Annotated in this window: 25 protein-coding genes and 2 riboswitches; of the genes, 11 read left to right on the forward strand and 14 right to left on the reverse strand. The window is 53.3% G+C overall.

The window, feature by feature from the left end; translation table 11 throughout:
* Positions 1-9: 9 nt before the first annotated feature.
* Positions 10-106: riboswitch (TPP riboswitch) on the reverse strand.
* Between the two features lie 90 nt (positions 107-196).
* A riboswitch (TPP riboswitch) is annotated at positions 197-305 on the forward strand.
* Between the two features lie 110 nt (positions 306-415).
* Entirely contained in the window at positions 416-1,855 is a 1,440-nt protein-coding gene (locus MRBBS_RS17830) for a sodium:solute symporter family protein (RefSeq protein ID WP_014873008.1), read from the forward strand.
* A gap of 10 nt (positions 1,856-1,865) precedes the next feature.
* On the opposite strand, the gene MRBBS_RS17835 is transcribed toward MRBBS_RS17830, so the two are convergent.
* Entirely contained in the window at positions 1,866-2,111 is a 246-nt protein-coding gene (locus MRBBS_RS17835; RefSeq protein WP_007348173.1) for a TIGR03643 family protein, read from the reverse strand.
* A gap of 77 nt (positions 2,112-2,188) precedes the next feature.
* Positions 2,189-2,824 (reverse strand): SOUL family heme-binding protein, encoded by a 636-nt coding sequence (locus MRBBS_RS17840; RefSeq protein WP_014873010.1) that lies wholly within the window; start codon positions 2,822-2,824, stop codon positions 2,189-2,191.
* Between the two features lie 203 nt (positions 2,825-3,027).
* On the opposite strand from MRBBS_RS17840, the gene MRBBS_RS17845 reads away from it, so the two are divergent.
* Positions 3,028-3,453 (forward strand): universal stress protein, encoded by a 426-nt coding sequence (locus MRBBS_RS17845; RefSeq protein WP_014873011.1) that lies wholly within the window; start codon positions 3,028-3,030, stop codon positions 3,451-3,453.
* On the opposite strand, the gene MRBBS_RS17850 is transcribed toward MRBBS_RS17845, so the two are convergent.
* The 3 genes from MRBBS_RS17850 to MRBBS_RS17860 all read right to left on the reverse strand — a co-directional run bounded on the left by MRBBS_RS17850 (position 3,450) and on the right by MRBBS_RS17860 (position 6,000).
* A complete protein-coding gene (locus MRBBS_RS17850; protein ID WP_014873012.1) occupies positions 3,450-4,424 on the reverse strand; it encodes a M23 family metallopeptidase in 975 nt (324 codons plus the stop codon). The genes MRBBS_RS17845 and MRBBS_RS17850 overlap by 4 nt on opposite strands.
* 86 nt (positions 4,425-4,510) lie before the next feature.
* Positions 4,511-5,185 (reverse strand): hypothetical protein, encoded by a 675-nt coding sequence (locus tag MRBBS_RS17855; protein ID WP_007348170.1) that lies wholly within the window; start codon positions 5,183-5,185, stop codon positions 4,511-4,513.
* Between the two features lie 143 nt (positions 5,186-5,328).
* Positions 5,329-6,000, reverse strand: a complete 672-nt coding sequence (locus tag MRBBS_RS17860; protein ID WP_014873013.1) for an SDR family oxidoreductase — start codon at positions 5,998-6,000, stop codon at positions 5,329-5,331.
* A gap of 65 nt (positions 6,001-6,065) precedes the next feature.
* On the opposite strand from MRBBS_RS17860, the gene MRBBS_RS17865 reads away from it, so the two are divergent.
* Positions 6,066-6,899 carry a zinc-dependent peptidase gene (locus MRBBS_RS17865; protein WP_014873014.1) on the forward strand — a complete coding sequence of 278 codons (834 nt, stop codon included), beginning with the start codon at positions 6,066-6,068 and terminating at the stop codon, positions 6,897-6,899.
* A 74-nt stretch (positions 6,900-6,973) separates the two neighbouring features.
* Positions 6,974-7,984, forward strand: coding sequence for a low-specificity L-threonine aldolase (ltaE, locus tag MRBBS_RS17870; RefSeq protein WP_014873015.1), 1,011 nt, complete (start codon positions 6,974-6,976; stop codon positions 7,982-7,984).
* Here the strand turns inward: ltaE and MRBBS_RS17875 are convergent.
* From MRBBS_RS17875 to MRBBS_RS17880, 3 genes are all read right to left on the reverse strand, one after another.
* On the reverse strand, positions 7,959-8,366 hold the full coding sequence (locus MRBBS_RS17875; RefSeq protein ID WP_014873016.1) for a hypothetical protein: 408 nt from the start codon (positions 8,364-8,366) through the stop codon (positions 7,959-7,961). The two genes, ltaE and MRBBS_RS17875, sit on opposite strands and share 26 nt — an antisense overlap.
* A 193-nt stretch (positions 8,367-8,559) precedes the next feature.
* A complete protein-coding gene (locus MRBBS_RS19265; RefSeq protein WP_014873017.1) occupies positions 8,560-8,751 on the reverse strand; it encodes a hypothetical protein in 192 nt (63 codons plus the stop codon).
* 70 nt (positions 8,752-8,821) lie between these two features.
* Positions 8,822-9,142: a HigA family addiction module antitoxin gene (locus tag MRBBS_RS17880; protein WP_014873018.1), complete on the reverse strand. Its 321-nt coding sequence runs from the start codon at positions 9,140-9,142 to the stop codon at positions 8,822-8,824.
* Positions 9,143-9,414: 272 nt separating this feature from the next.
* On the opposite strand from MRBBS_RS17880, the gene rlmF reads away from it, so the two are divergent.
* On the forward strand, positions 9,415-10,368 hold the full coding sequence (gene rlmF / locus MRBBS_RS17885; protein ID WP_014873019.1) for a 23S rRNA (adenine(1618)-N(6))-methyltransferase RlmF: 954 nt from the start codon (positions 9,415-9,417) through the stop codon (positions 10,366-10,368).
* A gap of 25 nt (positions 10,369-10,393) precedes the next feature.
* Here the strand turns inward: rlmF and MRBBS_RS17890 are convergent, their stop codons facing one another.
* Positions 10,394-13,441 carry an EAL domain-containing protein gene (locus MRBBS_RS17890; protein ID WP_014873020.1) on the reverse strand — a complete coding sequence of 1,016 codons (3,048 nt, stop codon included), beginning with the start codon at positions 13,439-13,441 and terminating at the stop codon, positions 10,394-10,396.
* A gap of 332 nt (positions 13,442-13,773) precedes the next feature.
* Positions 13,774-14,010, reverse strand: coding sequence for a diguanylate cyclase domain-containing protein (locus MRBBS_RS19270; protein ID WP_014873021.1), 237 nt, complete (start codon positions 14,008-14,010; stop codon positions 13,774-13,776).
* A gap of 421 nt (positions 14,011-14,431) precedes the next feature.
* Between MRBBS_RS19270 and MRBBS_RS17900 the strand changes: the two genes are divergently transcribed.
* Together MRBBS_RS17900 and MRBBS_RS17905 are read left to right on the forward strand one after the other, a co-directional pair.
* Positions 14,432-15,535, forward strand: a complete 1,104-nt coding sequence (locus MRBBS_RS17900) for a histone deacetylase (RefSeq protein ID WP_014873024.1) — start codon at positions 14,432-14,434, stop codon at positions 15,533-15,535.
* Between the two features lie 131 nt (positions 15,536-15,666).
* Positions 15,667-16,146 (forward strand): NADAR family protein, encoded by a 480-nt coding sequence (locus tag MRBBS_RS17905; protein ID WP_014873025.1) that lies wholly within the window; start codon positions 15,667-15,669, stop codon positions 16,144-16,146.
* On the opposite strand, the gene MRBBS_RS17910 is transcribed toward MRBBS_RS17905, so the two are convergent.
* On the reverse strand, positions 16,143-17,348 hold the full coding sequence (locus tag MRBBS_RS17910) for an MFS transporter (protein WP_014873026.1): 1,206 nt from the start codon (positions 17,346-17,348) through the stop codon (positions 16,143-16,145). The genes MRBBS_RS17905 and MRBBS_RS17910 overlap by 4 nt on opposite strands.
* Before the next feature lie 360 nt (positions 17,349-17,708).
* Here MRBBS_RS17910 and ggpS point away from each other — a divergent pair, with 360 nt between their 5' ends.
* The 3 genes from ggpS to MRBBS_RS17925 all read left to right on the forward strand — a co-directional run bounded on the left by ggpS (position 17,709) and on the right by MRBBS_RS17925 (position 23,356).
* Entirely contained in the window at positions 17,709-19,982 is a 2,274-nt protein-coding gene (gene ggpS, locus MRBBS_RS17915) for a glucosylglycerol-phosphate synthase (RefSeq protein ID WP_014873028.1), read from the forward strand.
* Positions 19,983-20,014: 32 nt separating this feature from the next.
* Entirely contained in the window at positions 20,015-21,457 is a 1,443-nt protein-coding gene (gene gtfA / locus MRBBS_RS17920) for a sucrose phosphorylase (protein ID WP_014873029.1), read from the forward strand.
* A 132-nt stretch (positions 21,458-21,589) separates the two neighbouring features.
* Positions 21,590-23,356: a diguanylate cyclase gene (locus MRBBS_RS17925; RefSeq protein WP_041635371.1), complete on the forward strand. Its 1,767-nt coding sequence runs from the start codon at positions 21,590-21,592 to the stop codon at positions 23,354-23,356.
* Positions 23,357-23,432: 76 nt separating this feature from the next.
* Here MRBBS_RS17925 and MRBBS_RS17930 read toward each other — a convergent pair whose 3' ends face one another.
* The 3 genes from MRBBS_RS17930 to MRBBS_RS17940 all read right to left on the reverse strand — a co-directional run bounded on the left by MRBBS_RS17930 (position 23,433) and on the right by MRBBS_RS17940 (position 25,613).
* Positions 23,433-23,711: a hypothetical protein gene (locus tag MRBBS_RS17930; protein ID WP_041635372.1), complete on the reverse strand. Its 279-nt coding sequence runs from the start codon at positions 23,709-23,711 to the stop codon at positions 23,433-23,435.
* Positions 23,712-23,902: 191 nt separating this feature from the next.
* Positions 23,903-25,045, reverse strand: a complete 1,143-nt coding sequence (locus tag MRBBS_RS17935) for an iron-containing alcohol dehydrogenase (RefSeq protein ID WP_014873031.1) — start codon at positions 25,043-25,045, stop codon at positions 23,903-23,905.
* 235 nt (positions 25,046-25,280) lie between these two features.
* On the reverse strand, positions 25,281-25,613 hold the full coding sequence (locus MRBBS_RS17940; protein WP_014873032.1) for a YnfA family protein: 333 nt from the start codon (positions 25,611-25,613) through the stop codon (positions 25,281-25,283).
* Positions 25,614-26,021: 408 nt separating this feature from the next.
* On the opposite strand from MRBBS_RS17940, the gene MRBBS_RS17945 reads away from it, so the two are divergent.
* Entirely contained in the window at positions 26,022-26,471 is a 450-nt protein-coding gene (locus MRBBS_RS17945) for a MarR family winged helix-turn-helix transcriptional regulator (RefSeq protein WP_014873033.1), read from the forward strand.
* Positions 26,472-26,483 lie beyond the last annotated feature (12 nt).

The raw sequence follows: 26,483 nt of genomic DNA on the forward strand, positions 1-26,483 counted from the left end.
ATTTGGTACCAGCGCACCTTCTGACATCCCTTCGCCAGTGTGAACTGGATCAGGTTCAACGGGTGTGCTCTCAGCCCTGCAAAGCAGGACACCCCGTGTCGAGCCCAAACCATAGCATAACGAATGCGCGAATATGCAGGCCAAACCGCCACAAACTAGCTGCAATTGACAAGTACGAGCAGACTTCCTACTCTACTGACATTCCTGGGGGCGCCATTGCGATGGCTGAGACTCCGCACTTTGTGCGGTAACCCTTCGAACCTGATCCGGGTAATGCCGGCGAAGGGAAGGATAAAGCCTGCTTTACGCTTGCCTGTGCGCTCCTTTCTTTCCCTGCGGTTTGTCCCGGTTGTCCCAGTCGTTCGCCACCTTTGGCGATGACACTCCCGTCTGCCACGGCAAGGAAGTTTTACCAATGCTAAGCACCTCTACCGCCCTTGTGTGGCTTGTTTTATTTGCTGCACTTTTTGCCATACCCGGCCTGATTTACGCCCGCCACAAGCAAGACAAATTGGACGATTTTCTGGTGGCCCGCAACAGCCAGAGCAGCTCCGCTACCCTGCTGACACTGCTGGCGACCACCATGGGCACCTGGATTCTTTTTGGCCCGGCGCAAGCCGCCACCTGGGGTGGTATTGGTGCCGTTACCGGTTATGCGCTGGGTGCCCTGGCGCCGCGGCTGATCATGATTCCCTTGGGTAAACGCATTCGCACACTGATGCCCGAAGGCCACACCCTCACCGAATTTGTGCTCGGCCGCTATGGCCGTGTTATGTACGGATTCGTGCTGGTGATCATGGTTTTCTATCTCTTTATCAGCCTGACAGCGGGCCTGACGGCCATTGCCAAAATGGTGTCTTTGTTGGCGCCAGTTCCTCTTTGGCTAACCGCCAGCATCGTCATGGGCGCCACCCTGCTGTACACCCTGTACGGCGGCCTACGGGTCACTATTTTTACCGACCGGGTACAAATGCTGGTGATTTTGCCATTCCTGGCGCTATTGATTGGTTTTGGCTGGCAGGCCACCGGGGGTTTGGCTCCGGCGCTGCAAGGCTTGCAGGAAAAAGCTCCGCATCTGCTGGACCCGCTGGACATCAACGGCCTAAAATCCGGCCTGACTTTTTTCCTGGCGGTGGTGCTGACCGGATTATTTTATCAGGGCGCCTGGCAGCGCATTTTCGCCGCCCGCGATAACAAGGTTATCCGCAACGGTTTTATTATCAGCGGTCTGCTGAGCTTCCCCATCATTTTCATCATGGGCTTATTCGGGCTGGCGTTTGTCGGTTTGGGCTTGCCGGGGGACGGCTCGGTGGCGCTGTTTAGCGTGCTACTGGCGGATGTGCCCGTGTGGTTTGCGATTGGCCTGCTACCCTTCGGGCTGGCACTGATTATGAGCAGCGCAGACTCCACCATCAGCGGGCTGACCAGCATCATGGTCATAGACCTGCGCAGACTGCTGCCCAAGTTGGGCAACCATAGTCTGCTGTCGCTATCGCGTTGGCTGATTGTGTTGTTGTCGATACCAGTGTTGTTCGTGGCGGCCCAAGGCTACAGCGTGCTTTACCTGTTTCTGCTGGCCGACCTGTTGTGCTGCGCCGCCGCTTTCCCGGTATTTTTCGGCTTCTACAACGCCCGTTACCAAAGCTACAACGCCGCGATTAGCACGTTTGCCGGCCTAGCTACCGGGTTGATGCTGTTTCCCGCACCGGGGGCGCCGCTCACCTATTTGCTGGAATCTTTCCTGCTGGCAACCTTTGTACCGATTGCGGTGTCGTTATTGTTGCTGCTACTGCCAAAGGGCAAGCTCTTTAATTTCTCTGTGCTGGCGCAGCGGGTCAAAGAACTGGAGGGGTAATGCCAGGGGTTTAGCGCTGTTTGTACTGAGTTGGGCAATAACCCCGGCTTATGTCCGGGCTTCTCAACTTCAGGTGTTTTGTTGAGCGGCCCGACACCCGCGCCCGCCACAGTCTGAAGCTACCTGGCTTCAGTGACTTGCGCATAAACCGGATAACCTCGGGTTCTGACATGCCGTACAGTTGCTGAATGGCTTCGAAAGGCGTTCGGTCTTCCCAGGCCATCTCAATAACCCGGGACTCGTCGGATGGACTCATGGCTTTTGCTCTAACAGAACAGAATTGTTCAAAGCGTTACGTGCTACTAAGGCTTTTGGATGCAGGCTGGCAGAGCATCACTCAATGTCCACCGGAATTACGATAGGAACCAACACTTCATTCCGGCGCAAAAACCAGGGCATAAAGGGCGGATTGTAGCGCGCCCAAACCGGCTCGCCAATCGCGCGAAAGCCGTTTTCATTGATCCACGCGTCTAGCTTATTCTTGTGGTTCTGGTAACCCTTTTCACTCCAGGTGCCTGAATAGCGCACCACAGCCATGCGCTGCCTGGGAACCTGACGTAACGTTATTTTGGGGTCTTTGGGCTGCGGCAGCGTCTCCATTGTATAAGACGCGGGCATCATAAAGCTTACGACCCAGCTGTCGTTTTCCCGCTTCTGACCGACCGGCGACGTCATATCAATCTTTTCGCTTTCAGCTTCCTGCGCGACCGGTGAGGTCATTTCAATTGTCTGCTGGGACGCATTGTCACCGGAGATGTATTTGAATAAGCGGCCGAAGGCCTTGTCACCGGCGTTAGAAAACTTTCCGTCTACGATGGTCTCGGCCAGGATGTGTGGCTCGTAATCGCGCACCTCAAAGCTCTGATCCTTGAGTACAACGGTGTATTCGGCTTCTTCTGTCGCCATAACGTTGCCAACTCCGAGAATTGCCACAATCATCACCCAAACTGTCTGCTTCAGGTGAGTCATTAGCGCCCACCCCCAAAAGGTCTCTGGAGATCCATAGAAACACCTCACTTTTTGTGTACTCTTGAAGTCTGGCATGGAAGACAGAAAGACGCCATGTCCAAACTTTTGAGCCTTCATACGTGGCAATATCCGGGAATTACTGCCACGCTTTTAATTGTGGAAGGAAATGGCTCCACGTTTGAATGTGGATAGGGAGAAACACTATGTATCGCAAAATTCTCGTGCCCGTCGACCTGTCACGTACGGCGCAAATGTCAAAGGCGCTCAACACGGCAATCGACATCGCCAAGCACTATAACGCCAAACTCTGCTACATCGCGGTCACCAACACGAATCCGTCCGCCGCTGCACACAATCCGGAAGAACTGGCCAAAAAGCTCAACACTTTTGCCCAAGAGCAGGGAAAATTACACGGCGTCGCTACCGACAGCAAAGTGATCTCGACGGCAGATACCGCCGTGGAACTGGATGACCGATTGCTGGAATCCATCAAAGAAACCGGTGCAGACCTGGTCATCATGGCGTCACACTCGCCTGGCACCGGCGATCGCTTGCACATTCTCCACTCGAATGGTGCAAACATCGTCAGACACAGTAACGTGTCGGTTTTCGTTGTGCGTGAGGATTAATCTTGTGCGGCGCCGGGGCCCGAGACCTTAATCCTGTCGTTTCGAATGTAAAAGTCTCCGTTGATCGTCAAAGCCAGAGGCTGTCCACTTAGCGGAGCCTCTTCGGGCAAGCTTCTTTGGGCATGCACGTGCAAATGCGGCTCTGAACTATTGCCGGAATTACCCATCTCCCCAAGCTTGTCGCCAATTTCCAGACTGTTTCCGGCCCGAACCTGAACGCTGCCCTGGCGCAAATGCGCTAACACCACAAAGAAATCACCGCAATCAACAGCGACGTAATTGCCTACTATATTCTCAGGGTCTATTTCAGGAACCTGCATGTCCTGAATACCATCCACAATTCTGGTGACTTCCCCCTTACAAGGTGCTAACACCGCTGTTCCGAAGGTGACATAACGAGCTGGGTCAGCGGGTTGCCAGCCTTCTACATGACGGCCAAATGGCGTAATCCGTACAATGTCGAGCGCGCGGCTCTGGCCCCGCCAGGGCCGGAATCGCTCTACCGATTTGTCCAGTGTATGCAGGTGAATATTGACCAGCCTGCCTGAGCCCCCTTGCGCCACCAGATAGTCGCCCGCGCCGAAAGGCGGTGCAATATTCACGGTGTCTACCGGCGGGAGTTCACGGCCCAGCCACGCCAGATAACCCATATAACCGCCGATCGAGCCGAACCCGGCTACTATAAGCACCAGCGTCGTTGGCCCGGCTGACGCTTGCCAAAATCCGTTGCCCAGGAGGCGGCCTCGCACAAGATGCCAAGCTGTAATCAACAGGAACACAACGGCGTAAACATACGGTATCCAGAAAGGCGGCATAGTCCATAAAGCCGCGAGCCCTATCCCCAGAATAACAGCGCCAACTGAAATAGCCTGAAGCCCAAAGGCCAGAAAGCCAGCTGCCGGAAACCGTGCAAACCAAAATAGCAGCAGCACCGGAAGAAGAATCTGAGTAACCATGACCATCCAAGACATTAATCGGGGTTCCTTAATTTAAGCCGCAATACTGATAGGGAATACACACAAAGAATTCTTACAAAGAGCGCTCATAACCAAAGCCACTACCACGCCAGCCAGATGACATGCTTAGCACCCTTTCCGGGGCGATGGGCACGCACCGTCACCGGCTCAACAGACAGCCCGGCACGCTTGATCCGTTCGGTAAAAGTGGGGTCTTGCCCTGCCGACCAGTAAGCCAGAATGCCTTCGGACGTTAGCGCGGCCTGAGCGGCGGCAATACCGGCGGCGGTGTACAACCAATCATTTTCCTTACGGGTCATTCCTTCGGGACCGTTGTCGATATCCAGCAAAATGGCGTCATAGTGGCCCGGGGAGTCTTTGATCAGCTGCACCACGTCGCCGACGTGCACTTTTGTTCTGGGATCCTTTAAGGGATAACCCGCCGCAAGGCCCAGTGGCCCGCGATTCCATTCAACGACGTCCGGCACCAACTCAGCCACGGTTACTTCAGCCTTACCACCCAGCGTGCCCAGGGCCGCTGCCAGCGTAAAGCCCATGCCCAAACCGCCAATTAGTACGCGTGGTGCGGGGTGATCGGCAATCCGCTCGCAAGCGAGCGTTGCCAAGGCATCTTCGGAGCCGTGAAGGCGGCTGTTCATCAGTTCGCCGGACTTGCCGGCAATTTTGATCGAAAACTCATCATTGCGCTGGAGCAGACGCAGCTCCGTGCCTTTGCCCGGAATGGTGGCGGTACCCAGCAGTTCAAAACGGGCCATAAAAACCTCAAAAGTCGTCAACACACCGGCAAAGGATTCGCCGCAATATTCAGGCGCAATACTCTACCACGCCCTTCTCTCCACTATGCCCTTCTCGCTAACACGCTGTTCCTTTCACCCCACCCTCTATCACCGTCTTCCTTCTACCAGGGCAACTGCTCGCCGTTGCTGTGCCAGAAGGTTCCGGAATTCTCCAGATTGAGCCCTTCAATCAGCGCAACCAACCCTTTCGCAGAGTCTTCTGGCGTAATCAGCCCGCCAAAATTCACCATGCGAGTTTTCACATAGCCCGGGTGAAGCTGGGCGACGGCGATACCGTGGGGTTTCAAGTCTATCGCCAGAGATTTCGCAAGCGCGTTCAATGCGGCTTTGGAGGCACGGTAGCCGTAGCGACCGCCAGAGTCGTTATCAGCAATCGACCCCATGCGGCTGGTGATATTCGCGATCTTGCCACCGGAAGAAATTTGCGGGAACAGGGCTTCGGCGATTCGCAACGGTGCGTAGGCATTGACCTCCATCTGGGTACGCAGGGAGTCAAAATCGATGCTGCCCAGTACTTCATCCTGCAACAGACCCGCGTTGTTAATCAGTACGTCGATTTGAACGCCCTGCAAGCCGGCCATCAGCCTTTCCACACCGGCGTCGGTTGTAACATCCACACCAACAACAACCTTGGCAGCTACTTCCGTAAGCTCGGTCGACGTTTCACGACACACGCCAATCACCTCACAACCCTTTGCAGCAAAGAGCCGGGCTAGCTCCAGGCCTATTCCGCGGTTCGCACCGGTGATGACCACTACTCGTTTATTCGACATAACAACACCTCATAGATGAATAGGATAAGATGGCAAAACCGCTCTCCAGACAGGACACAGCCACATTGTCTTCGCCATTTGTATTCGCCGTGTTTGCTCTGGCGCTTATCGCTTTCGCGATATTTTACCTGTTTTTCTACCGCAACTGGCGGCGACAACGTGAACTGCAACAGCCTTTTCCGAAAGCCTGGCGCAAGTTGCTGCGGGCCCATATGCCACTCTATCAAAAACTCCCCCCGCCCTTGAAAAAACAGCTGGAAAAATACGTTCAGCTTTTTCTTTCCGAAAAGGCCTTCTACGGCTGCGCCGACTTTCATGTGGACGAGCGGGTAAAAATTACCATTGCCGGCCACGCCTGCCTGCTTATTCTGGCCCGCCCCTACGCTTCTTATGACGATGTTCGCAGCATTCTGGTGTACCCGAATGCGTATCGCGTTCAAACAGCACAGAGTGATGGCATCGTGGTTAGTGTTCAAGATCAAGTTCGAGCGGGCGAAACGTCTAACCGGGGGCAAATCGTGTTGGCGTGGTCTGAATGCGAAGAAGGCGCGATGAATTCAGATGGCCCGCACAACGTTATTCTTCATGAGTTCGCCCACCAACTGGACTACCTGGACGGCACTGCAGACGGTGCGCCGCCACTAAGCGGCGAGCAAGCCCAAGTGTGGCAAAAAACGATGACCAAAGCGTATGAGAACCTGCGATCCAGCTTGCGGCATCATCAGAAAAGCTGGCTAGACCCTTACGGCGCCACCGAGCCTGCCGAATTTTTTGCGGTGCTTACAGAGGCTTTTTTTCAGCAGCCAAAACATCTGAAAGCCGAACAACCGGACGTTTACGAAGCACTGCGCGGTTTTTATCGACTGGACCCCATAGACTTCAGCCGCCACGAAGGTTGAATCGCCTCCTGCCTTTCACTGTAGAATGCCACAACGTATTTCACTCGTTAGCGATAATGCAAAAGAGCGTCACCATGATTGATTTTCGCAGTGACACTGTTACCCGCCCTACCCGGGAAATGCGCGAGGCCATGGCCTACGCGGAAGTTGGTGACGATGTTTACGGTGAAGACCCAACAGTGAACAACCTGCAAGCCAGCGCAGCCAAGCGGCTCGGCTTCGAATCTGCCCTGTTTACGGCCAGCGGCACCCAGGCCAACCTGCTGGCGATTATGAGCCACTGCGGTCGCGGCGACGAATACCTGTGCGGCCAGTCAGCGCACAACTACCGCTACGAAGGCGGTGGCGCTGCCGTGCTTGGAAGCGTGCAACCTCAGCCCATCGAGAATGAGCCCGACGGCAGCATCGACCTCGACAAGGCCCGCGCAGCGATAAAGCCCGGTGACTTTCATTTCGCCATAACGCGCCTGTTATCGCTAGAAAACACCATCGGCGGCAAGGTGCTATCACTGGACTACCAGCGCCAGGCTCGCGCCTTTTGCGATGACCACCGGTTGCAGCTTCATCTGGACGGAGCCCGGGTATTTAACGCAGCGGTAAAATCAGACTGTGATGTAACGGACATAACCAAACACTACGATTCCGTCAGCGTTTGCCTGTCGAAGGGATTGGGCGCCCCAGTGGGGTCACTGTTGTTGGGTTCAACGGCTTTTATTGAGCGTGCAACACGCCTGCGCAAAATGCTCGGCGGCGGCATGCGCCAGGCAGGAATACTGGCAGCGGCCGGGCGCATCGCCCTTGAGCAAGGGCCACTGCGACTGCAAAAAGACCATGAAAACGCCCGCTACCTGAGTACCGGGCTTGCCGCAATTTCAGAGCTGGAAATTGACCCGAGCCGCACCCAGACCAACATCGTTTACGCCCGCTGCCGCTCTGGCAAAGCCGCGGCGCTGCGCGATTATCTGGCGAGCCAAGGCATTCTTATCACCGCCGGTGAGCCTATTCGCTTCGTGACCCACCGAGACGTTGATAACAACGATGTAAAACAGCTAATAACTGCTATTCAGCGGTTTTATCGGCAGTAGCCTCAGCGGTCGACTGAGGGAGGTTGCCCCCCAACATATTTTCAACGACGGCCGCATTATAGAACGCTTCAATCTTTTGGATTTTGTCACCTAGAACACTAAACCAGACTGCCAGCCGGACATCGCCAATCGGTTCAAAATTGGTGCGGTAATCCAGGATTGCAAACACCTGCTCTTCCTCGGCGCTGAGCTGACGGAGAATCAGGGCTTTTTGAATGGCGACCATCCCGAATTGGTAGGCCATCAAATCATCCGGGTTCACGAAACGCATGTTTGGCCCAACATATTCAAATCCATCCGACACCAGCAAGGCCTTTGCCTCATCAAAACGCTGGGCTTGGATATCAGCAACGAACTGCGCCACGATGTCTTTTGGCTTCATCAATAGACTCCACTTCTAATACGGGAATGGTTTGAATGTCTAGGAACTTGGTAAGCTTTAACGCCACTATAAAAGGCGTTTTTTGTACATCAGGGCTTCGGGGTAAAGCGTAAAAGCCACCCCAAGGCGCATCAAAACAAGCAATGCTTTCTAATGAGTTTGACAAGAACTGCAGTGCCAACCAACGAACACATCAGTCCTCTTTCGGGGTAACCGGCTTCGGAGTAACCGGCTTCGGAGTAACCGGCTTCGGTCCTGCAGGAGCAATTTGCCCACTTTTGCCTTTAACGACATAATGAACCGCTCCGCCAGCCTTTAAAAAAGCCGCTGTTTGCTCTTCAATTGAGGCCGTTGTTACTGAATCTTTTGCGGGTTTTTTGCTCATAGTATTCTCTCGGTTAAATGTTGGTTTATCTGTTCATTTCAACAATGTCTAATCTTGCTGCACGATCTGGTTATGCGGCGTCTAACGGTGTGATTCGGTCAACTTCTTCCTTAACCGATAGCGCTGCAGTCCACAAATCAACAGCGCGCTGCGCATTCAGCCAAAACTCTGGAGAATTACCAAACAAACGCGCAAGCCGAAGTGCCATTTCAGGGCTGACCGCACGGCGCTCTCGCAGCAGTTCATTAACCGACTGGCGAGATACCCCCAAAGACTCAGCCAATCCAGCAACCGTTAGGTCGTAGTCTGGGATGAAGTCCTCTCTTAACATTTCACCAGGATGGGTCGGCTTGTGCTGCATGCTGCCAGTGTCAGGAATAGCCATCGTCATTACCTCTCCCAGTGGTCGTTGCATATGACCTTGTGCGTATTACCATCGTCAAAAAAAGCGATGACGCCACTGGTCATTTATCGAAAACGTTTGCTGCTCCTGCCTGCCAAGTTTCGATCGCGGGGAGCGAGTGTAATTTGTCACGTTACACATGTCAATTGATGGTTATACGACTGGGGCTGCAATAACCGGAGCGGTCGTGTCTTAAGGGTTTATAATGGCTCTGTGCGGCTTCGCTTCACTTTTAAATTCTAAACCTCGGATATATTGCTGTGAGCACACTCTACCGACGTGAAAACAACCAAACCGAGCCTAATCGCAAAGGCCTGCACCCTAGAAATCTACACAAGCAAGGCTATGATTTTCCATCGCTTATAAAAAGCTGTCCGCCACTAGCCCCCTATGTGGATAAAAACGCATACGGCAACCTGTCCATAGAATTCGCAGACCCACTGGCCGTAAAAGCCCTGAATACCGCGCTATTAAAGCGATACTACAGCGTCATTGATTGGGATATTCCAGAGGGCGCTCTTTGTCCGCCCATTCCGGGCAGGGCCGACTACATCCATTACATAGCCGAGTTGCTTGGCGTTGGCGAGCCTACGACGAACCAGGCTAATACCCAGCCCAGCATTTCGTTACTTGATATAGGAACGGGTGCGAATGGGATATACCCGCTATTAGCGTGCCAGATATACGGTTGGCAGTGTGTGGGAAGTGATATTAACCGTCAGTCACTTGAAAACGTAGCCTCGATTATCGCTAATAACCCCACGCTAAAAGACCGTTTCGCACTGCGCGCGCAGCGCGATAAAAATCACATTTTTGATGGAATCATTAAAACCGGAGAATTCTTTGATGTCAGCGTATGCAACCCGCCGTTTCATGCGTCGCACGAGGAAGCTCTAACCGCCAGCCAACGCAAAATTAGCAACCTTGCCCGTCATCGCGGTGAGCAAAAAACCACGTCTTCCACTCTTAATTTTGGCGGCTCGGGCGCCGAGCTATGGTGTAAAGGTGGCGAACGACTATTCCTTAAAAAACTCATAAAAGAAAGCCAGGCTTTTTCAACTCAGTGCCGCTGGTTTACAAGCCTGGTTTCGAAAATTGACAATGTGAAGCCTGCAAAAAAATTAATTCTTAAGCTTGGTGCCGTCGACGTACAGGAAATAGAAATGAAGCAGGGCAATAAGACCACGAGAATATTGGCTTGGACGTTTATCTAAACCTGGGGCTCCATTGTGGCGTCAATCATAACGTCGGGACGACGAACGTTTGGGCCGCGACTTCCAGAGCCTCCTGGCAGAGCAACGGACGTGCAATGAGATAGCCCTGAGCCTGGTCGCAGCCGTGTTCGCGCAGCATTGTAAGCTGCTCCTTGGTTTCCACGCCTTCGGCAATGACCTTAAGCCCCAGGCTGTGAGCCATAACGATGATGGTTTTGACAATCACATTGCTATCGGGGTCTGTCGTCACTTCGTCAATGAAAGATTTGTCGATCTTAAGCATGTCGATAGGAAAGCGCTTCAGGTAACTCAAGCTGGAGTAGCCGGTGCCAAAGTCGTCCAGTGAAACGCTCACACCCAAGTCGTTCAACTGCTCCATCGTGGCGATGGCCAGTTCAACATCGTAGATCAGAGCGCTTTCCGTGATTTCCAGCTCCAGGTTCGCAGGCGGCATACCGGTTTCATCCAATATTCGACGAATCATGGCCACCAGATCTTTCTGGTGAAACTGTCGGGCGGACAGGTTCACCGCCACTTTCAACCCGTGCTGATTAGCAACCTGGGCGCAAGCCTCGCGCAGCACCCATTCGCCGATGGGTATGATCAGTCCGGTCTTTTCGGCCAAAGGAATGAAGCGATTCGGGGCAATCATGCCTTGCGTAGGATGATGCCAGCGCAAGAGGGCCTCTAGCCCCAAAACCCGTCCGGAGACAATATCAATCTGGGGCTGGTAGTAAAGCTGGAACTGCTTCTGCCCCAGCGCCTGTCTCAATGATGTTTCCAGCTCCAACCCGTCATCAGATGCCTCGTCGCCTCCGGATACAAAATGCCGGTAATTATTGCCCCCCTGTTCCTTAATCACGGACATCGCACTTCTTGCACTATTAATAAGTGCATCTACATCACTGCTCTTATTAAGATACTCCGCAATGCCGATACTGCACGAGACAAACAATTCCCGGCTGCCACCCAGCACAATGAGCGAATGTAACGCCTCACTAATAGCGCTGGCGACCCCAGCGGCGTCGCTGGCACTTTGGCCTGGCAGCAGAACAATGAATTCGTCGCCACCCCAGCGGGATACTGTATCGGCCTTGCCTACACATTCACCAATTCGCTCAGCCACCCGTCGGAGCACCTCGTCGCCGCCGGCATGGCCAAAGCTGTCATTGACCTGCTTAAAACGGTCGAGGTCCATATACAAAATACTGACATTGCCCTGATAACTGTCGGCCTGAAGCATGGCCTGCTGGAGCCGGTCAGTAAGCAGCAGGCGGTTTGGTAGATCAGTGACCTTGTCGAAATGCGTCAGATACGCGAGCTCCTGGCTCTTATCCAGGTTAGCCATCGCGAATGAGATATCGCCAGCCACTTCCAATAAAAGCTTGAGTTCCGGCTCGTCAAAAAAAAACGACTCGCGCCCGCAGAGCAGCAAGGCCACTTCCGGTGAATGGTTATTTGAAGCCAGCGGGAACGCCGCCAAAGCACGTATACCAAGCTTGGCCAGATCCGCAGGGTCGTCGTCGCCAGGGTCCCCAGCCAAGTTATTACGCACCACAACGCAATTTTGCTGCACGCATTCGCGAATTGAGTCCACCTCAGGGCCAATCAACAGCCGAGTTTCAATCTGCTCTTCGGCGGCATGCCCGTGTAGAATTTCGCACTGCTGCAGATTACTGTCGTAATGCACTATTAACGCGGCAGGCAGCTCGCCGTCCTCCACTGCGATACGTGTCGACCCCTCGAAGAGCGAATCGCGAGTCTCGGTGCGAACAATGAGGGTGTTAATACCGCTTAACACTTTGTGCATGCGGTTAAGGCGCAGGATTTTCTGTTCGGCCGCCACACGGTCGGTAATGTCCACAACAGCTGCCATAACATAGCGACCATCGGCCGTCTGGACAGGGTTCAGCGCGATTTCGGCCTGGAATTCGGTGCCGTCCTGGCGCAGAGCGAACAGCTCACGCCCCACCCCCAATATTCGCTGCGTGGGGTTGCGCATGTACTCGCGGCGATAACCTTCATGGCTCTGACGGAGCGGCTCGGATAGCAATTGCTGGACAGACAACCCCACCAACCCATGATCCGGGTAACGAAAAACTGAATGTACCAGCCGGTTGGCAATCCGAATAATGCCACCCTGATCGATCATGACTGTTGCCACGGGAGAAGCATCGATGGTGGAGCGGAAGCGTTCTTCCTCACAGTTGAGCGCGTCGGCACCAAGCCAACTGACAAAGCCCAGCACCAGGATGCTGGACAGACTGCTCAGTGCGAAGCCGAATGCATCGGAATAGTGGCCAGCCAACACGCCCTGCATGCTCAACCAGCTCGCAAGAATTGGAGTCACTGCAATAAACGGAAGCAGGCGCCGCAGCGAACGGCCACCAATGTAACGACTGGTAGCAGAGCTCATCAGGCCTTCCCCGGGCCGCACGAGCAGCATGCCCAAACCGCAGAGAAACAATAATACAGCCGTGTGCAGTGCCATGGTCGAGAAAAGAGGCAACCTGAACTCCCTAACGCCAAACACATAGCCAATCAGCGCTGCAGCGCTGACAATAGTCACCGCCAGGGCGAAAAGCTGCAATATCAATGTGGAGTGACGCATCGGAATCATACTGATCAGCCACGCGGCGCCAATCATGCTGAAACACAATGCCGTGGCCCCGGACATCCGCCCAGGCCAGTTATCTGGAGCCGTTGCGGTGTCGAAAATGACCAGATTATCGATGCCTAACAACCAACCTGACCCATATTCGAATAGCGTAAAGCCTGATATCACGAATATGAACAATGCCAAAAACGCAGCGATAGGGTCGCTGGCTGACGCAGACGCGGGTGCTCTGCGCCACAGAACGAGGCCGCAGGCGACTAAGCAAAGTGCGGTATTAAACTTCATTGACTGAAAGCCGGGCAGTAGGCGTTTTCCTGCTTCAATATCCAACACCCAAGACGCCAAAACCAAAGAGCCAACGGCGATAACGGCCCAGGCGATGAGATTGACGATAACGCTGTGAGTTCTCTGGGAGCCCGGTGCTGCAGCTTTGTGTGTGTCGTTTACCCCTGACATAGCATTCTCCGTTTACCCACCTCCACCTACCTGGGGTGAGCCTGCCGTGTCTGCGTCGGTTTTACGGCCGATAGGTAACATTTCTATAACCTACGCCTAATAATCAGGAGATGAAAGATAAGTTAAAGAAAATCCTGTTTTCTAATCGGCTACACTATAGAAAACACTTCAGTTCTATTTCTATCTAGGCTTTTGGTTTGATATAAAGCGATATCAGATTTATCTACGACCTCTTCAAAAGACATTTTACCATCAAAGAAACTGACACCAATACTTAAGGTTAATGCCTCATCACCAATTAATATTTTATTTACTAGCTCATGTAATATTTTTTAAAAAGCCATTGTTTTCTCTAAGTTGCTGTAAGGTAATAAAATTAAAAATTTTTCCTCACCAAATCGGGAAATTAAATCACTTTTCCTGCCACATTCTGTTAACAATCGACCAAAATCTATTAATACCTTGTCTCCTTTTGAATGGCCATATCTATCATTAATTCTCTTAAAGAAGTCCATATCAATCATAAACATCGATAGTGCGTTTTTAGTTCTGGCAAACTGCGACAACATGGGTATCGATCGGGGTTTAATCTATCTTCTGTTTAAAAGGCCTGTTAACTCATCAATAGATGCTAGCTTTTTTAACTCTAGAGCTTGTAGCTCCAAATTCTCGCGAGCTTGAATAAGCTCTTCATACAGGGCGGTCTCCAAATGTTACCCGGGCTTGACGTCCAACCGGAATTTTCTCACGCTGCTATAACCACTCGAAAGGACAGAAAACCGGATGGCCGCAGCGCGGCTGCCAGCTTCTGGCAGTCGAACATGCGCTATACGGCAATTGATAGTCGGGAAATTGAAATGAAGCAGGAGAGCTTTGAATTGTTAGGCTAGAGTAAATGGGAGATACCGCCCCGATTGATCTTCAGCGAAGACTGTTCTGCGTCATTCAGTTCCAGGAGTCTTTTATGGCCAGAAAGAAGGAGAGTGTCTTGTGATCGGCGACCGAAGTGTCCATGTGTTTTATGATGAGATAATGCTGGGGCACAATCCCGAGGTGGACCTGCCGTTCATTCCTAGCCGGGTAGAAAAGCGAGTCAGGGCTATTCTCCAGGGATTGAACTTTAAATGGAGCTATCCTGAACATCCGGGCCGGTTGGCGGCGATCAAAGCGCATTTGGACAAACACCCCATACCCGGTGTCCAGTTCCAGTCAGGGGCGCCTGCTGCCACCTACGATCAGTTGGCACGCGTGCACATCACGTCCTATCTAGACCATCTTTTTTCACTGGATGGCAAGCGCGCCTGGCTCGACAGAGACACCACGGCGGTTTCCCCCGACAGCATCAAAGCGGCTACCGCGGCAGCCGGCAACGCTATTGCTGCCGTGGAAAGCGTTTGCAAGGGTGAGGCACAAAGCGCCTTCGCACTTGTGCGCCCGCCGGGGCATCACGCCGAGCCCGTGCGTGCGAGGGGCTTCTGCCTACTGAACAACGTTGCCGTAGCGGCCGCTCATGCCCAGGCAAAGCTGGGCTGTGAACGTGTCCTGATCATTGACTGGGATGCGCACCACGGCAATGGCACCCAGGATATTTTCTGGGCAGACCCGGATGTGCTGTTCTTCGACACCCATTGCGCCGCACCGTTTTATCCTGGATCTGGTCTGATTGAAGAGGTGGGTGTTGGCCTGGGTGAAGGTTACACCATCAACGTCCCCCTTCCGGAAACCGCCGGCGACATTGCATTCGAAAAAGCCTTCCGAGACATACTGATGCCCGCCGCCGAGCACTTCAAACCGGATCTGGTGCTGGTCTCAGCGGGGTTTGACCCCCACCGCAACGATATGGCGATGAACCTCACCTATGACGGTTTCAAAGTGCTGACCAGAATTGTTCAGGACATTGCTGACACGCACTGCGAGGGCAAGCTCGCGTTCGTTCTTGAGGGAGGGTACAACCTTTCCTCACTGGCCAAAGGTGTTCACGCGGTGCTTGAGGTGCTGACGGGTGGCGACGTACCCAAACTCTGGGAAGCGGGCGTCAAGGAAGCAGAAGAAGCCGCAGAATTCCACCGATCGGCTTTCAGCGACGACGAATAGCTGTTCAGCCTGGACGATTGAACATTTCGCTGTTGTTCTTCAATCGTCAAATAGCTGTTGTCATTGTCTGGCGTCGTTCCGGGAGTCGTCGGTATACTCATCTGACTCATTTTCTTACAGCGACGGCCATCATGTCCCTATTTCCATCAGACGACAGCGAAAGCAGTCTCTTTACCTCCCGTACCGATCCGCATAGCCCCTTTGGGACCTTCGCCCGCTACAGTTTCGAGCTAGAAGGCAAATTATGGCCGTCAGTGGAGCATTATTTTCAGGGTATGAAGTTTACAGATGACGTCCACAAGGAACAGGTGCGAAACGCCATATCACCGACTGAGGCCCGCAAACTCGGCCGCAAACGCCGGAAGAGTTTTCGCAGTGACTGGAAGCAGGTGCGTGAAACCGTTATGACCCGGGGCGTCTACACCCGCTGCCGCACTCACCCTGAGCTGACAGAAGCGCTTCTCAACACCGGCGACCAAAAGATTGTGGAAAACAGTAACTTCGATTATTTCTGGGGTTGCGGGCGGGATCGCCGGGGCGATAACAAGTACGGCATCGTGTTAATGAACGTTCGGGCCAAGCTGCAGGAAGAACGAGCGGGCAATCATTAACCCTCTTTTTCGATCATGCCCACAATCTCATGAGACGTCTGCACCATGGGCTCAAAGTGCGCATGCTCCCCTGCGGTCAGAACCGACACATGTCTGACCTGATAAACCGCATAGCCGGTCAGTAAAAAGAGGATGCCCGCCATATAAAGCGGCATACCCTGAGTGCCCACCAGAGTCATGATAACGCCCGCAAACAAAGGCGCCAGGGCAGAACCGGCGCCATGCAACACCAGCATATCAGTTGATCCCGAGACCACCTCATCCGGGTGCAATTGGTCAAGCAACTGCGCCACACCCAGCGGATAAAGAGAAAACGACAAGCCGCCCCAGACAAAGAACGTAATCATCAACATCCTCTGGCTTTGCGCCAGCGGCATTATCAAACACATCACAGCAGCCAGAGCTGCAACACAGATAAGAACCTTGCGGCGATCATGGGTGTCGGAAAAGCGGCCGATCGGGATCTGCAAAAGCGCACCCCCGACAATAGTGATACTCATCAGCAAGCCAACGTCTGAAAGACCAAAACCCAACTTGCTGGCGTAAAGCGGCGCCATCCCCCAAAAGGCTCCCATGGCCAAGCCAGAGAGCGCCGACGTCGCAACCGCAAGCGGCGCAAACTGCATCAACTTTTTCAGGCTGCTTTTCGCCCGGTCCGGAATCAGGGGCTGGCTGCGGCTGGTGATCGTTATTGGCAGAAGCGCCCAGCAGATCAATATGGCAGACAGGGAAAACAGCACAAACACTTCCCCGGAGTTTAGACGCAGAAGCTGCTGCGCCAGAGCGATAGCCCCGAGATTAACAACCATATAAAGCGCAAAAACGCGGCCGCGCTCTTCCCTGGCGGCCCGGGTATTGAGCCAGCTTTCAGTAACTGTCATCAGAGTGACAAAGGCGATGCCGTAGCAAAATCTCAACAGTAGCCAGACCCAGGGATTCATCCAAATGACGTGCAGGAGCGCGATGGTGGCGCAGAGTGCCGCGCAGAAGGCAAAAGTGCGGATATGCCCCATACGCCGGATCAAGCGACCGCTGACGAATATGCCGCAAGCAAAGCCGACGAAGAAGCCGGACATAATAAAACCAATCCAGATTGTTGAAAACTTCTGACCGTCGGCGGTCACAGCCAGCAACGTGTTGAGCAGACCACTGCCGAGTTGTAATAGTGCAACACTGCCCAGAATCGCACCAATGGGGCGCATAAGAGACCAGATAGGAACCTCCTGCCTTAGACTTGCGTTTGGGGCGTGTTGCCCGCGGCCCGCAAGCACTTGGGGATTATTCTTGCCTTTACGCTCCGCCGTCGTGATCACGTGCGAGCTGAGAATATTGCAAGAGCTAGGCCATGCACGGAAATATCTGTATCCCTATGATCAAACTAGGTATTTTCGAAATCTATGAACAGAATACCGGTGTTGCCGCCGACTTCCGGTATGAAAACTGCATTAATAGTTTATAGGGTCCCCTAGTTCAGCAAAGCTTTGCCCACGCTAGTGTTCCATCTCTACGCCATGTTTTGCTGAACTCCTGGACATAAGGAAAGACTTATACAGGAGTATAAAATGCTACTCGCCACCGACCTTGACGGTACTTTTCTCGCGGGTGATCCGGAAAATCGCCTCAAGCTTTATCGACTCATCGTTGCTCACCCCGAGATCGATTTAGTGTTTGTAACCGGTCGAGGGCTGGAAGCCGTACTACCCCTGCTGTCCGATCCGACGATTCCGCAGCCCGACTACATTATCTGCGATGTCGGCTGTACCGTGGTTCATGGCGCGTCACAACAAACCATCCAGCCACTGCAGGGCGAAATTGACGAGCTCTGGCCAGGTGAGCAAGTTGTGGAGAGCGCGCTGTCCTCATTTGAAGGCTTGCAGCGTCAGGAAGTCCCTCAGGAGCGCCGTGTCTCTTACTTCTGTGACAACGATCTGGTCAGCGAAGACATGCTGGCACGCGTCAGCGCATTATCTTGTGATGTATTGTTTTCCGCGGGCAAGTACCTGGACATACTTCCGCGGGGCGTCAACAAGGGACGCACCCTGTCCCGTCTGGTCAAACACCTGGGGGTAGACCCGGAGTCGGTCTTGGTTGCCGGTGACACCCTCAATGACCTGTCGATGTATCAACACGAATTCAAGGGTGTCTGTGTCGGTGAGTCCGAGGCCGGACTGCTGGCAGCAACCGAGCATCAGGCGCGAGTACTTCATGCCGGAGCATCGGGCTGCGGTGGCATTCTGGAGGCATTCGAACATTTTGGTTATCTCGGCCAGATGGGCATTGAAGCCGAAATTCCGGATTACATGAACAGGGGCAAATCCGATCTGGTGATTGTCTACCATCGCCTGCCCTATGAAGAAGTGATTGAGAATGGGGAGTTGATTCGACGTCGGCCCAAATCGCCCAATGGCATCATCCCCACACTGCTGAGCTTCTTCTCCGATGGCAAAGCAGGTTCGTGGGTCGCCTGGTCAGTTGACGATCCCGATCTCGGCCCCTTCCAAACCCACACCGAAGTGGATACCAGCCGCTACGAAAAACTGGTTGCGGCACGAGTAGCACTGAGCGAAGAAGACGTTGAGATCTTTTACAAACGATTCTCGAAAGAAGCCTTCTGGCCCACCCTGCACACCTTCTGGGAGCGGGCCACGTTTCGCGATGACCACTGGCAGGTGTACCTTAAGGTCAACAGGTTGTTTGCCGAGCGCGCCGCCGAGGAAGCGGCGGAAAACGCCGTGGTCTGGATTCACGATTACAATCTTTGGATGGTACCGGCCTATTTACGCGAGATGCGGCCAGACCTCACCATCGCCTTCTTCCATCACACCTACTTCCCGTCAGCCGACGTGTTCAACGTGCTGCCCTGGCGCCGCGAAATCATCGGCAGCCTGTTGCAGTGTGACCACATTGGTTTTCATATTCCCCGGCAGGCCGAGAACTTTGTGGATGTGGCAAGAGGTGTCACACCGCTTGAGGTCACCCAGAAAATGGGCTGTGCACCGCGCTTTCTGACCTATGGCTGCGCGGTGGGTCTTGATGAAATGAGCACCGAAATCACAGTGAATGACCGCAAGATCGGGCTGGGTGCACATCCGGTCGGGCTTGACCTGAATCGCGTTCGTACCGCCCTGTCTGACCAGAGTGTCATCGCGCAAATGGAAACACTGCGTGAAGAGTTCAAGGATGTCCGGCTGATTCTGTCGGTGGAGCGTCTCGACTTCACCAAAGGCATTATTGAAAAGCTACAGGCTTACGAGCGCATTCTGAACGAGCATCCTGAACTGAAAACCAAAGTCACCCTTATGTTGATCTGCGTGCCGGCGGCGGCCGGAATGACTATTTACGAGGAATTGCTGTCGCAGATCGAACAAACGGTGGGGCGCATTAACGGGCAGTTTGCACAGGTCGGGTGGACCCCGGTGCAGTTCTTCTTCCGCGCCCTGCCCTTTGAAGAGCTGGTGGCCTATTACACCATAGCCGATGTGATGTGGATTACGCCGCTGCGGGATGGCCTGAACCTGGTCGCAAAAGAATACATCGCAACCCAGGGCTTAACCCAAGGCAGTGGCGTACTGGTGCTGTCTGAATTTGCCGGCGCTGCGGCAGAACTGCGCGGCGCCATTCTTGCGAATCCGCACCACCCGCAGGACCTGGCCGATACCTGCTACTACGCGCTGGCAATCAGCCGAAGCGAAGCCCGGAATCGACTGAGCGAAGCCTTCGAAGTGGTTTGCCGTTATGACATCGAGTATTGGGGGCGGGAGTTTATCAATGAGGTTGAACGGCGACGCGCAACAAAATTAAACAAGATTTCGGCCATAGGTCATCGCGCAGCCTGATCTGACCTTCACCCAATCCAGGAGCCAGACACATGCTGTTAAAAAATGCCGTGCAGCTGATTTGCTACCCAAACCGAATTGGCAATAACCTGAAAGACCTCTACACAGTGGTCGACAAACACCTGTCAGAGGCCATTGGAGGGCTGCATATCTTGCCGTTTTTTCCGTCCAATGCCGATGGCGGGTTTTCGCCCTTGACTCACAAGGAAGTGGATCCGGATTTTGGTACCTGGGACGACATTGAAGCCTTCACGAAAAAGTACGACCTGTGTGTCGACCTGACGGTGAACCATATCTCTGACGAGTCTCCCGAGTTTAGGGATTTCATCGCCCATGGCTTCGATTCGGAGTATGCCGACCTGTTCGTTCATGTCGACAAGTTCGGCGAGATTTCTCCGGATGACATGGCCAAGATTCATATCCGCAAAGAGAAAGAACCCTTCCGGGAAGTGACGCTTGCGGATGGCACAAAAACCCGGGTCTGGTGCACATTCACCGACCAGCAGATTGATCTCAATTACGAGTCCGACCAGGCTTACCGCCTGATGGAAAGCTATATCGGCTTTCTCACTTCAAAAGGCGTAAACCTGTTGAGGCTCGATGCCTTTGGTTACACCACCAAACGTATCGGAACCAGCTGCTTTTTGGTGGAGCCCGAGGTCTATCGGATACTCGACTGGATTAACGAAGTGGCCCTGAAACACGGTGCGGAATGCCTGCCGGAAGTCCACGATCACACCAGTTATCAATACGCGATCGGCCGACGCAACATGCACCCCTACGGCTTTGCTCTGCCGCCCCTTTTGCTCTACTCGCTGCTGGACGCAAACAGCGTATACCTGAAAAACTGGCTGCGAATGTGCCCACGCAACATGGTGACCGTATTAGATACCCACGACGGCATCTGTATTCCGGATGTCGAAGGGGTGTTGCCAGATGAAAAAATTCGCGCGCTTATTGATAACATTGATGCCCGCAGTGCAGACCCGATCATGCGGCGCTCAGCGGCCAACATCCACAGCGTTGGTGCAATCTACCAGCTCACCTGCACCTTCTACGACGCGCTCATGCAGAACGATGACGCCTACATTGCCGCCCGGGCGATTCAGTTTTTCACACCCGGCATTCCGCAGGTCTACTACGTGGGGTTGTTGGCTGGATGCAACAACCACGAACTGATGAAACAAAGCGGCGAACTGCGGGATATCAATCGCCATTACTACACCCTGGATGACGTGGAACAACACATTCAGAAGCCCGTCGTGCAACGCTTACTGGCCCTGATGACGTTTCGTAGTAACTACCCTGCTTTTGATGGCCATTTTGAACTCAACTACTCTAACAATTCCAGCGTGGCCATGGCCTGGCGCCATGGAGACTATTACTGCCATCTGTTTGTCGACCTGAACTTTAATACCGTAAAAATCGGGTATTACGACCTCGACACCGCACAAATGGAAAAACTTGCGTGTTAACGTAGTCTGCGCTGACTTTCTGATAGGCCCCGACGTGTTGCTGGCAGACTTCGCACAGCGATGACGCCAGATATGACATGTCGGCAATTTAATTATATTCTACCAAAACGACATTAACGGATGAACAGTTAAGTGCAACCGCATTGGTCCCTCCTCTTTCTTCTGACCGTGGTAAACCTGACAACGTGCGCGCTGGCTGAATCAGCGACCGATGACGGATCAGTGCCGGTCATTGACGCTCGAACCGTGTTCCAGGGCGCAATGGTCAATCAGATGGCGTTTCTCGCCGAGCAAGACGAGGCGCTCTCCGTTGGCGCGGTTCAGTCCCTGATCCGCAGGAATCCCGTTGTCTTGACGTATCCTGAGTCCAGCGTGTTAACCAGAGGCATCAATTCCGGTGCGATCTGGCTGGTGGCAAATGTTCTCAATCCGACCGATAACCCCATTTTGCGCCGCGTGTCCGTCAGAACAGGCTGGTTGGAACAGGTCGACTTCTTTTTCATCGCAGAAGGCCAGCTGCCACAGCGCTTTATCGGTGGTGATCGTATTCCGTTGAATCAGCGCTCCTTCGCCAAACGCATACCCAGTGCCGACTATCCGTTTCCGCCCGGCGAGACACGTCTGTTGCTGCGGATTGAGACAGCGGACCCAATGGTGGTGCCACTGTATTTTTCCAGTATTGCGGCCAGCCACCGTCGAGAGCAGTCAGAAACGGCGTTCTACAGCTTCATCTACGGCGTCATGTTTGCACTTTTGGCCTGCAGCCTGATGCTGTTCGCCGGCCTTCGGCAGCGGCGTTATCTGTTCTACTCGCTCTACACCGGCAGTTTTGTCGCTATGACCGCGTCCTACAACGGCATCGGAATGGCCCTACTCTGGCCCGAGGCGGTGGGCTGGCAACAATGGGCGCCACCCCTGCTGATGTTGTGTTTCGCCAGCTCCGGCTTGGCGTTTGCGACGAATTTTCTGAGCACCAAACGTTGCCAACCGCGGCTCCACAAAACTTTCCAGACAATTGGCGTGGCTTATTTTGCGCTCTTTGTTGTCTTTTTCGCTTTGGGCGAACAGGGCCTGGCGCTGCGCCTGGCATTCCTGGTTGCGCCTTTGTTCAGTGTACTGATGCTCTACATGAGCGTGTCGAGCTGGGTGGCGGGTAACAAATTCGCACGCTATTTCATGCTGGGTACATTAGCCTCCGTTATTGGTGCTTCGATTACGGCCTCAACGGTAACCGGCATGATTCCTTATACCCAGCTTGGCTACTACGCCGTGGACATCGGCATGGTAGTGGATGCCATACTGTTGATGTTAGCGCTGGCCGATCTTGTTCGTAAAAACGAAGAAGCCCGGACGGCAGCCGAGCAAAATGCCCAGACTGACCTGCTGACAGGCCTGAGCAATCGGCGCGGTTTTCTGCCTGTCGCCGAATCACTCTGGAGCCTGGTCACACGCAAAAACAGAAACGTCTGTGTGGCTATGATCGATATTGACCGTTTCAAAGACATCAATGACCAGTATGGCCATGCCGTCGGCGACAAGGTCTTGAAGGTCATTGCTGACGAGCTTTATAGATCGCGGCGCCGCGGCGACCTTTTGGCCCGCTGGGGAGGTGAGGAATTCACTCTTTTGTTGCCGGAAACGAGCGAGGCCGAAGCTCTCAAAGTGGCCGAACGTTTCCGCCACAATGTTGAGCAGTTGGTGACCAATGACCGCGGCAAGGTGATTCAATGCACCATCAGCATTGGTGTCACCAGCCGTCATTCCGAACATGTCACCCTGGACCAAGCTATTGCCAAGGCCGATGAGGAGCTCTACCGGGCCAAGCTGCAAGGGCGCAATCAGGTCTCCTTTAGCCGCATGTCAGGCAAGTCCGTGGAAAACCCGCTGCCCGCCAACTGACAGTCCTTCCGGCTCCCTTGAGCCACGCGACGACTCGCGTATTGGGCAGAACGACCCCAATGGAGTCACAACGGTTCTATTTACTGCCCCAAATTTTTGCAACCGCGCGGTTACTCCCTAGTAACCCAACCACTTCACATACAAGCCCAATCATAAAAAAGACGAGAAAAGGAATAAGCCCACCCAGTTGTGATGAGATGACTGCTAATACCGCTGAGACTGTTGATAGGGCTAAAAACAACACACCCATAGCAATGAGTATCTTTCGGTGTGATGTCTCATAACGATACTCCCCGTCACCAGATTCAAATATGCGGAGTATGGGTTGGAATGTTCTTCTCACTATTTTTTCCATAAAGCGATGCTCATTAAGTTTTCCGTCAGAATTGCATACCGCAATGAAGCACAAGCAACGATGTCCGCATGCCACTGAGTGGTTTCTTGTCCAGTATGTGCAGCAGGGCAGGCCTTGAGTTCCATGCTCAATCCAAGCTATTTTTTGAGTCACTAACGTGCCGTTGCAAAGCCAATCCGCCATATTCAGAATCAAAAAGACTGGCGCATCACGTCTTCTATTGTCGCAGTAGACAACACCACAGGATTGGCCTTCATGGAGGAAGAGCCGGCCGCTGCTTGTGAGGCTGAAATAATGTGTTCCTCCGTCACTCCGATCGACGCCAGCCCGGGTAATCCACTCTGAATAATCCATTGCCGAAAACGCTGCAATGCTTGGCCTCTGGAGGTCTCAAATACCTCAGCAATCCAGTCAATCACCCGGTCGACACGAGCGATCTGGTCAACTTCAACCACGTTATCTCGGTTAGCGGCGATGCCGGCTGGTAACAATGCGCCGCATATCGCGCCGTGCGGCGCACCGCATAATCCGCCTAACGGGCCAGCAATACCGTGAACAACACCCAGTCCAGAGTTCGCGAGCGCAAGACCACCAAAGAGGCTAACCTGAGCCAGCGAGTCACGTGCTTCTTCGGATTCCCTGTCCATAAGTTGCTTTAGCGCCCGGAGCCCCTTAGGGATAGCCTCCCTACACAACATGTCCGTAAACAGATTTGAGCGCAACGATAAATAGGGCTCGATTACCTGAGTAACCGCGTCTAGCCCTGAGTATAAGCTGATCTGCCGGGGGCAGTTGTCGGTCAGCGCAGGGTCTATCAAAGCAAGATCCGGGAGTAACTGGTTATCCCTGAGACTCACCTTGCGCTGGGCTTCCGGAATATCAATAACAGCGTTTCGAGTGACTTCTGCACCGGTGCCAGAGGTGGTGGGAACCAGAATCAACGGTAGGCGTTTGGCTGACAGTGGCAACTCGCTTCCGACTACCTCCAGATGACTGATCAAATCTGTCTGACTGGGCAGCATAGCGGCAAGTACTTTAGCGGCATCCATGACAGAGCCACCGCCGATTCCGAGTACCAGATCTATTCCCAGCAGCTTACCTTGATCAATGGCCGCCATCAGCGTTTTCAGGTCTGGCTCTTTTTCGATGGACAGCGCTTGCACGATATCGATGCTCTTCAATGACTCGAAGACACCAGAGAGCCTGCCTGGATTTCTACCATGCACCACCAGCACTCGCGTACCCAGTTTTGCCGCCCGATCGTTTAGTTGGGCTATGTGCCCCCGCCCGAACAGTATCTCTGTCGGGGTTACCAGGTTAAAGGCGCCTATCATAGAAGGTATCGTCCTGAGTAGAAGAGAGATTCCCCTCGCGTTAGAACCTGGAGGAATACATAACAGAAATACTAAAAATCGCGCCCTGTAAAGCTGGGGGCGCTCGACGCTCTAAAGATTTCATGATGAATGCGTTCTGAGGCTTAACGCTGAAGCGAAGGAAGCGCTGCGCCCACTTGGTAAGCTCTTATCCTTCACCAACCAAACCTTGCAGATAACCCACTTAATTGACGTGTTACGTAGTGCGAGGCGCAAACATGATGATGGCCATGCCCAAAAGTGCCACCGCAGACCCCACTATGTCCCATGTTGTTGGACGAATTCCATTGACTGTCCACAGCCACAAAATCGCCATAAAAATATAAACACCGCCATAGGCTGCATACACCCTGCCCGCTGCAGCCGGGTGTAGCGACAACAACCAGACAAACGCCATCAAACTCAGAGCGCCAGGGACCAGAAGCCAGATTGTTTTGCCTTCCCGAAGCCAAAGATACGGCAAATAGCAGCCAAGAATTTCCGCTAATGCAGTGATGATAAAAAGGCCAAAAGTCTTCAATTCAGGCAAATCACTTACTCCTTGGCCGCGGCACACCTTACGCATCGGGCAATCTGGTTTTTTAATGAAAACAACATGAATAATATGACCTTCATACTGCTCAATTCCTTTATGCGCTGAACAATACGGTTACCCCATTCCGAAACAGATTCAGATTTTAGTTCTTTAGAACCGTCTCGTTCCGCGCGGCCAAGAGATGACGCGTTTGCTCGACAAGTATGCGTGCAAAGCAAGATTAGCCGGTCATTTACACCAATGGTAACCGGCGCCGGCACGTAGCGGAAGGAACCAAAAGCAGGAGAGCCATTTTAGTACTGCCAGTCATGTTCACTGGAAAAACCCCTAAAAAACGCCGTACACTTGGCGTTAAATACTTAGCGCGATGGCTTTTATCGCTCCCGACACAATGGATCTTTCATGCCTGACAACGACTCCTACTCCGAGCTTCTGCTCGATAACCAGCTGTGTTTTGCCCTCTACTCGACGTCTTTAATGATGACCAAAGCCTATAAGCCACTGCTAAAATCTCTGAATCTGACCTATCCGCAGTATCTGGCCATGCTGGTTTTGTGGGAGCAAGACGGGATAACCGTGAGCCATATCAGCAAGCGATTGCTGACAGACCCCGGCTCGCTCACGCCTCTGCTCAAGCGGCTCGAGTCGGACGGTATGCTGAACCGGCAACGCCGGAAAGACGATGAGCGCGTGGTTGAATTGCATCTCACAGAACAGGGCCGGACTCTTCAGGACCAAGCCAAGGATATACCGGGCTGCATTGTCAATGTCAGTGGCCAGTCAGTAGCCGACCTAATGGAACTGAAACAGCAGCTGATCAAACTGCGCAGCAATCTGAAAACACCCATCTGAACTCATTCACCT

This window comes from Marinobacter sp. BSs20148 (assembly GCF_000283275.1).
GTDB lineage: Bacteria > Pseudomonadota > Gammaproteobacteria > Pseudomonadales > Oleiphilaceae > Marinobacter > Marinobacter psychrophilus.

Coding starts and splice junctions, on each gene's coding strand:
- MRBBS_RS17855 (WP_007348170.1), bottom strand. CDS start 5,185: ATGGCCCGTTTTGAACTGCTGGGTACCGCCACCATTCCGGGCAAAGGC.
- gtfA (WP_014873029.1), top strand. CDS start 20,015: ATGCTGTTAAAAAATGCCGTGCAGCTGATTTGCTACCCAAACCGAATT.
- MRBBS_RS17930 (WP_041635372.1), bottom strand. CDS start 23,711: ATGGAAAAAATAGTGAGAAGAACATTCCAACCCATACTCCGCATATTT.
- MRBBS_RS17830 (WP_014873008.1), top strand. CDS start 416: ATGCTAAGCACCTCTACCGCCCTTGTGTGGCTTGTTTTATTTGCTGCA.
- MRBBS_RS17845 (WP_014873011.1), top strand. CDS start 3,028: ATGTATCGCAAAATTCTCGTGCCCGTCGACCTGTCACGTACGGCGCAA.
- MRBBS_RS17875 (WP_014873016.1), bottom strand. CDS start 8,366: ATGAAGCCAAAAGACATCGTGGCGCAGTTCGTTGCTGATATCCAAGCC.
- MRBBS_RS17850 (WP_014873012.1), bottom strand. CDS start 4,424: ATGTCTTGGATGGTCATGGTTACTCAGATTCTTCTTCCGGTGCTGCTG.
- MRBBS_RS17935 (WP_014873031.1), bottom strand. CDS start 25,045: ATGATAGGCGCCTTTAACCTGGTAACCCCGACAGAGATACTGTTCGGG.
- MRBBS_RS17880 (WP_014873018.1), bottom strand. CDS start 9,142: ATGACGATGGCTATTCCTGACACTGGCAGCATGCAGCACAAGCCGACC.
- ggpS (WP_014873028.1), top strand. CDS start 17,709: ATGCTACTCGCCACCGACCTTGACGGTACTTTTCTCGCGGGTGATCCG.
- MRBBS_RS17840 (WP_014873010.1), bottom strand. CDS start 2,824: ATGACTCACCTGAAGCAGACAGTTTGGGTGATGATTGTGGCAATTCTC.
- MRBBS_RS17905 (WP_014873025.1), top strand. CDS start 15,667: ATGTCCCTATTTCCATCAGACGACAGCGAAAGCAGTCTCTTTACCTCC.
- MRBBS_RS17860 (WP_014873013.1), bottom strand. CDS start 6,000: ATGTCGAATAAACGAGTAGTGGTCATCACCGGTGCGAACCGCGGAATA.
- MRBBS_RS19270 (WP_014873021.1), bottom strand. CDS start 14,010: ATGTTGTCGCAGTTTGCCAGAACTAAAAACGCACTATCGATGTTTATG.
- MRBBS_RS19265 (WP_014873017.1), bottom strand. CDS start 8,751: ATGAGCAAAAAACCCGCAAAAGATTCAGTAACAACGGCCTCAATTGAA.
- MRBBS_RS17835 (WP_007348173.1), bottom strand. CDS start 2,111: ATGAGTCCATCCGACGAGTCCCGGGTTATTGAGATGGCCTGGGAAGAC.
- ltaE (WP_014873015.1), top strand. CDS start 6,974: ATGATTGATTTTCGCAGTGACACTGTTACCCGCCCTACCCGGGAAATG.
- MRBBS_RS17910 (WP_014873026.1), bottom strand. CDS start 17,348: ATGCGCCCCATTGGTGCGATTCTGGGCAGTGTTGCACTATTACAACTC.
- MRBBS_RS17945 (WP_014873033.1), top strand. CDS start 26,022: ATGCCTGACAACGACTCCTACTCCGAGCTTCTGCTCGATAACCAGCTG.
- MRBBS_RS17890 (WP_014873020.1), bottom strand. CDS start 13,441: ATGTCAGGGGTAAACGACACACACAAAGCTGCAGCACCGGGCTCCCAG.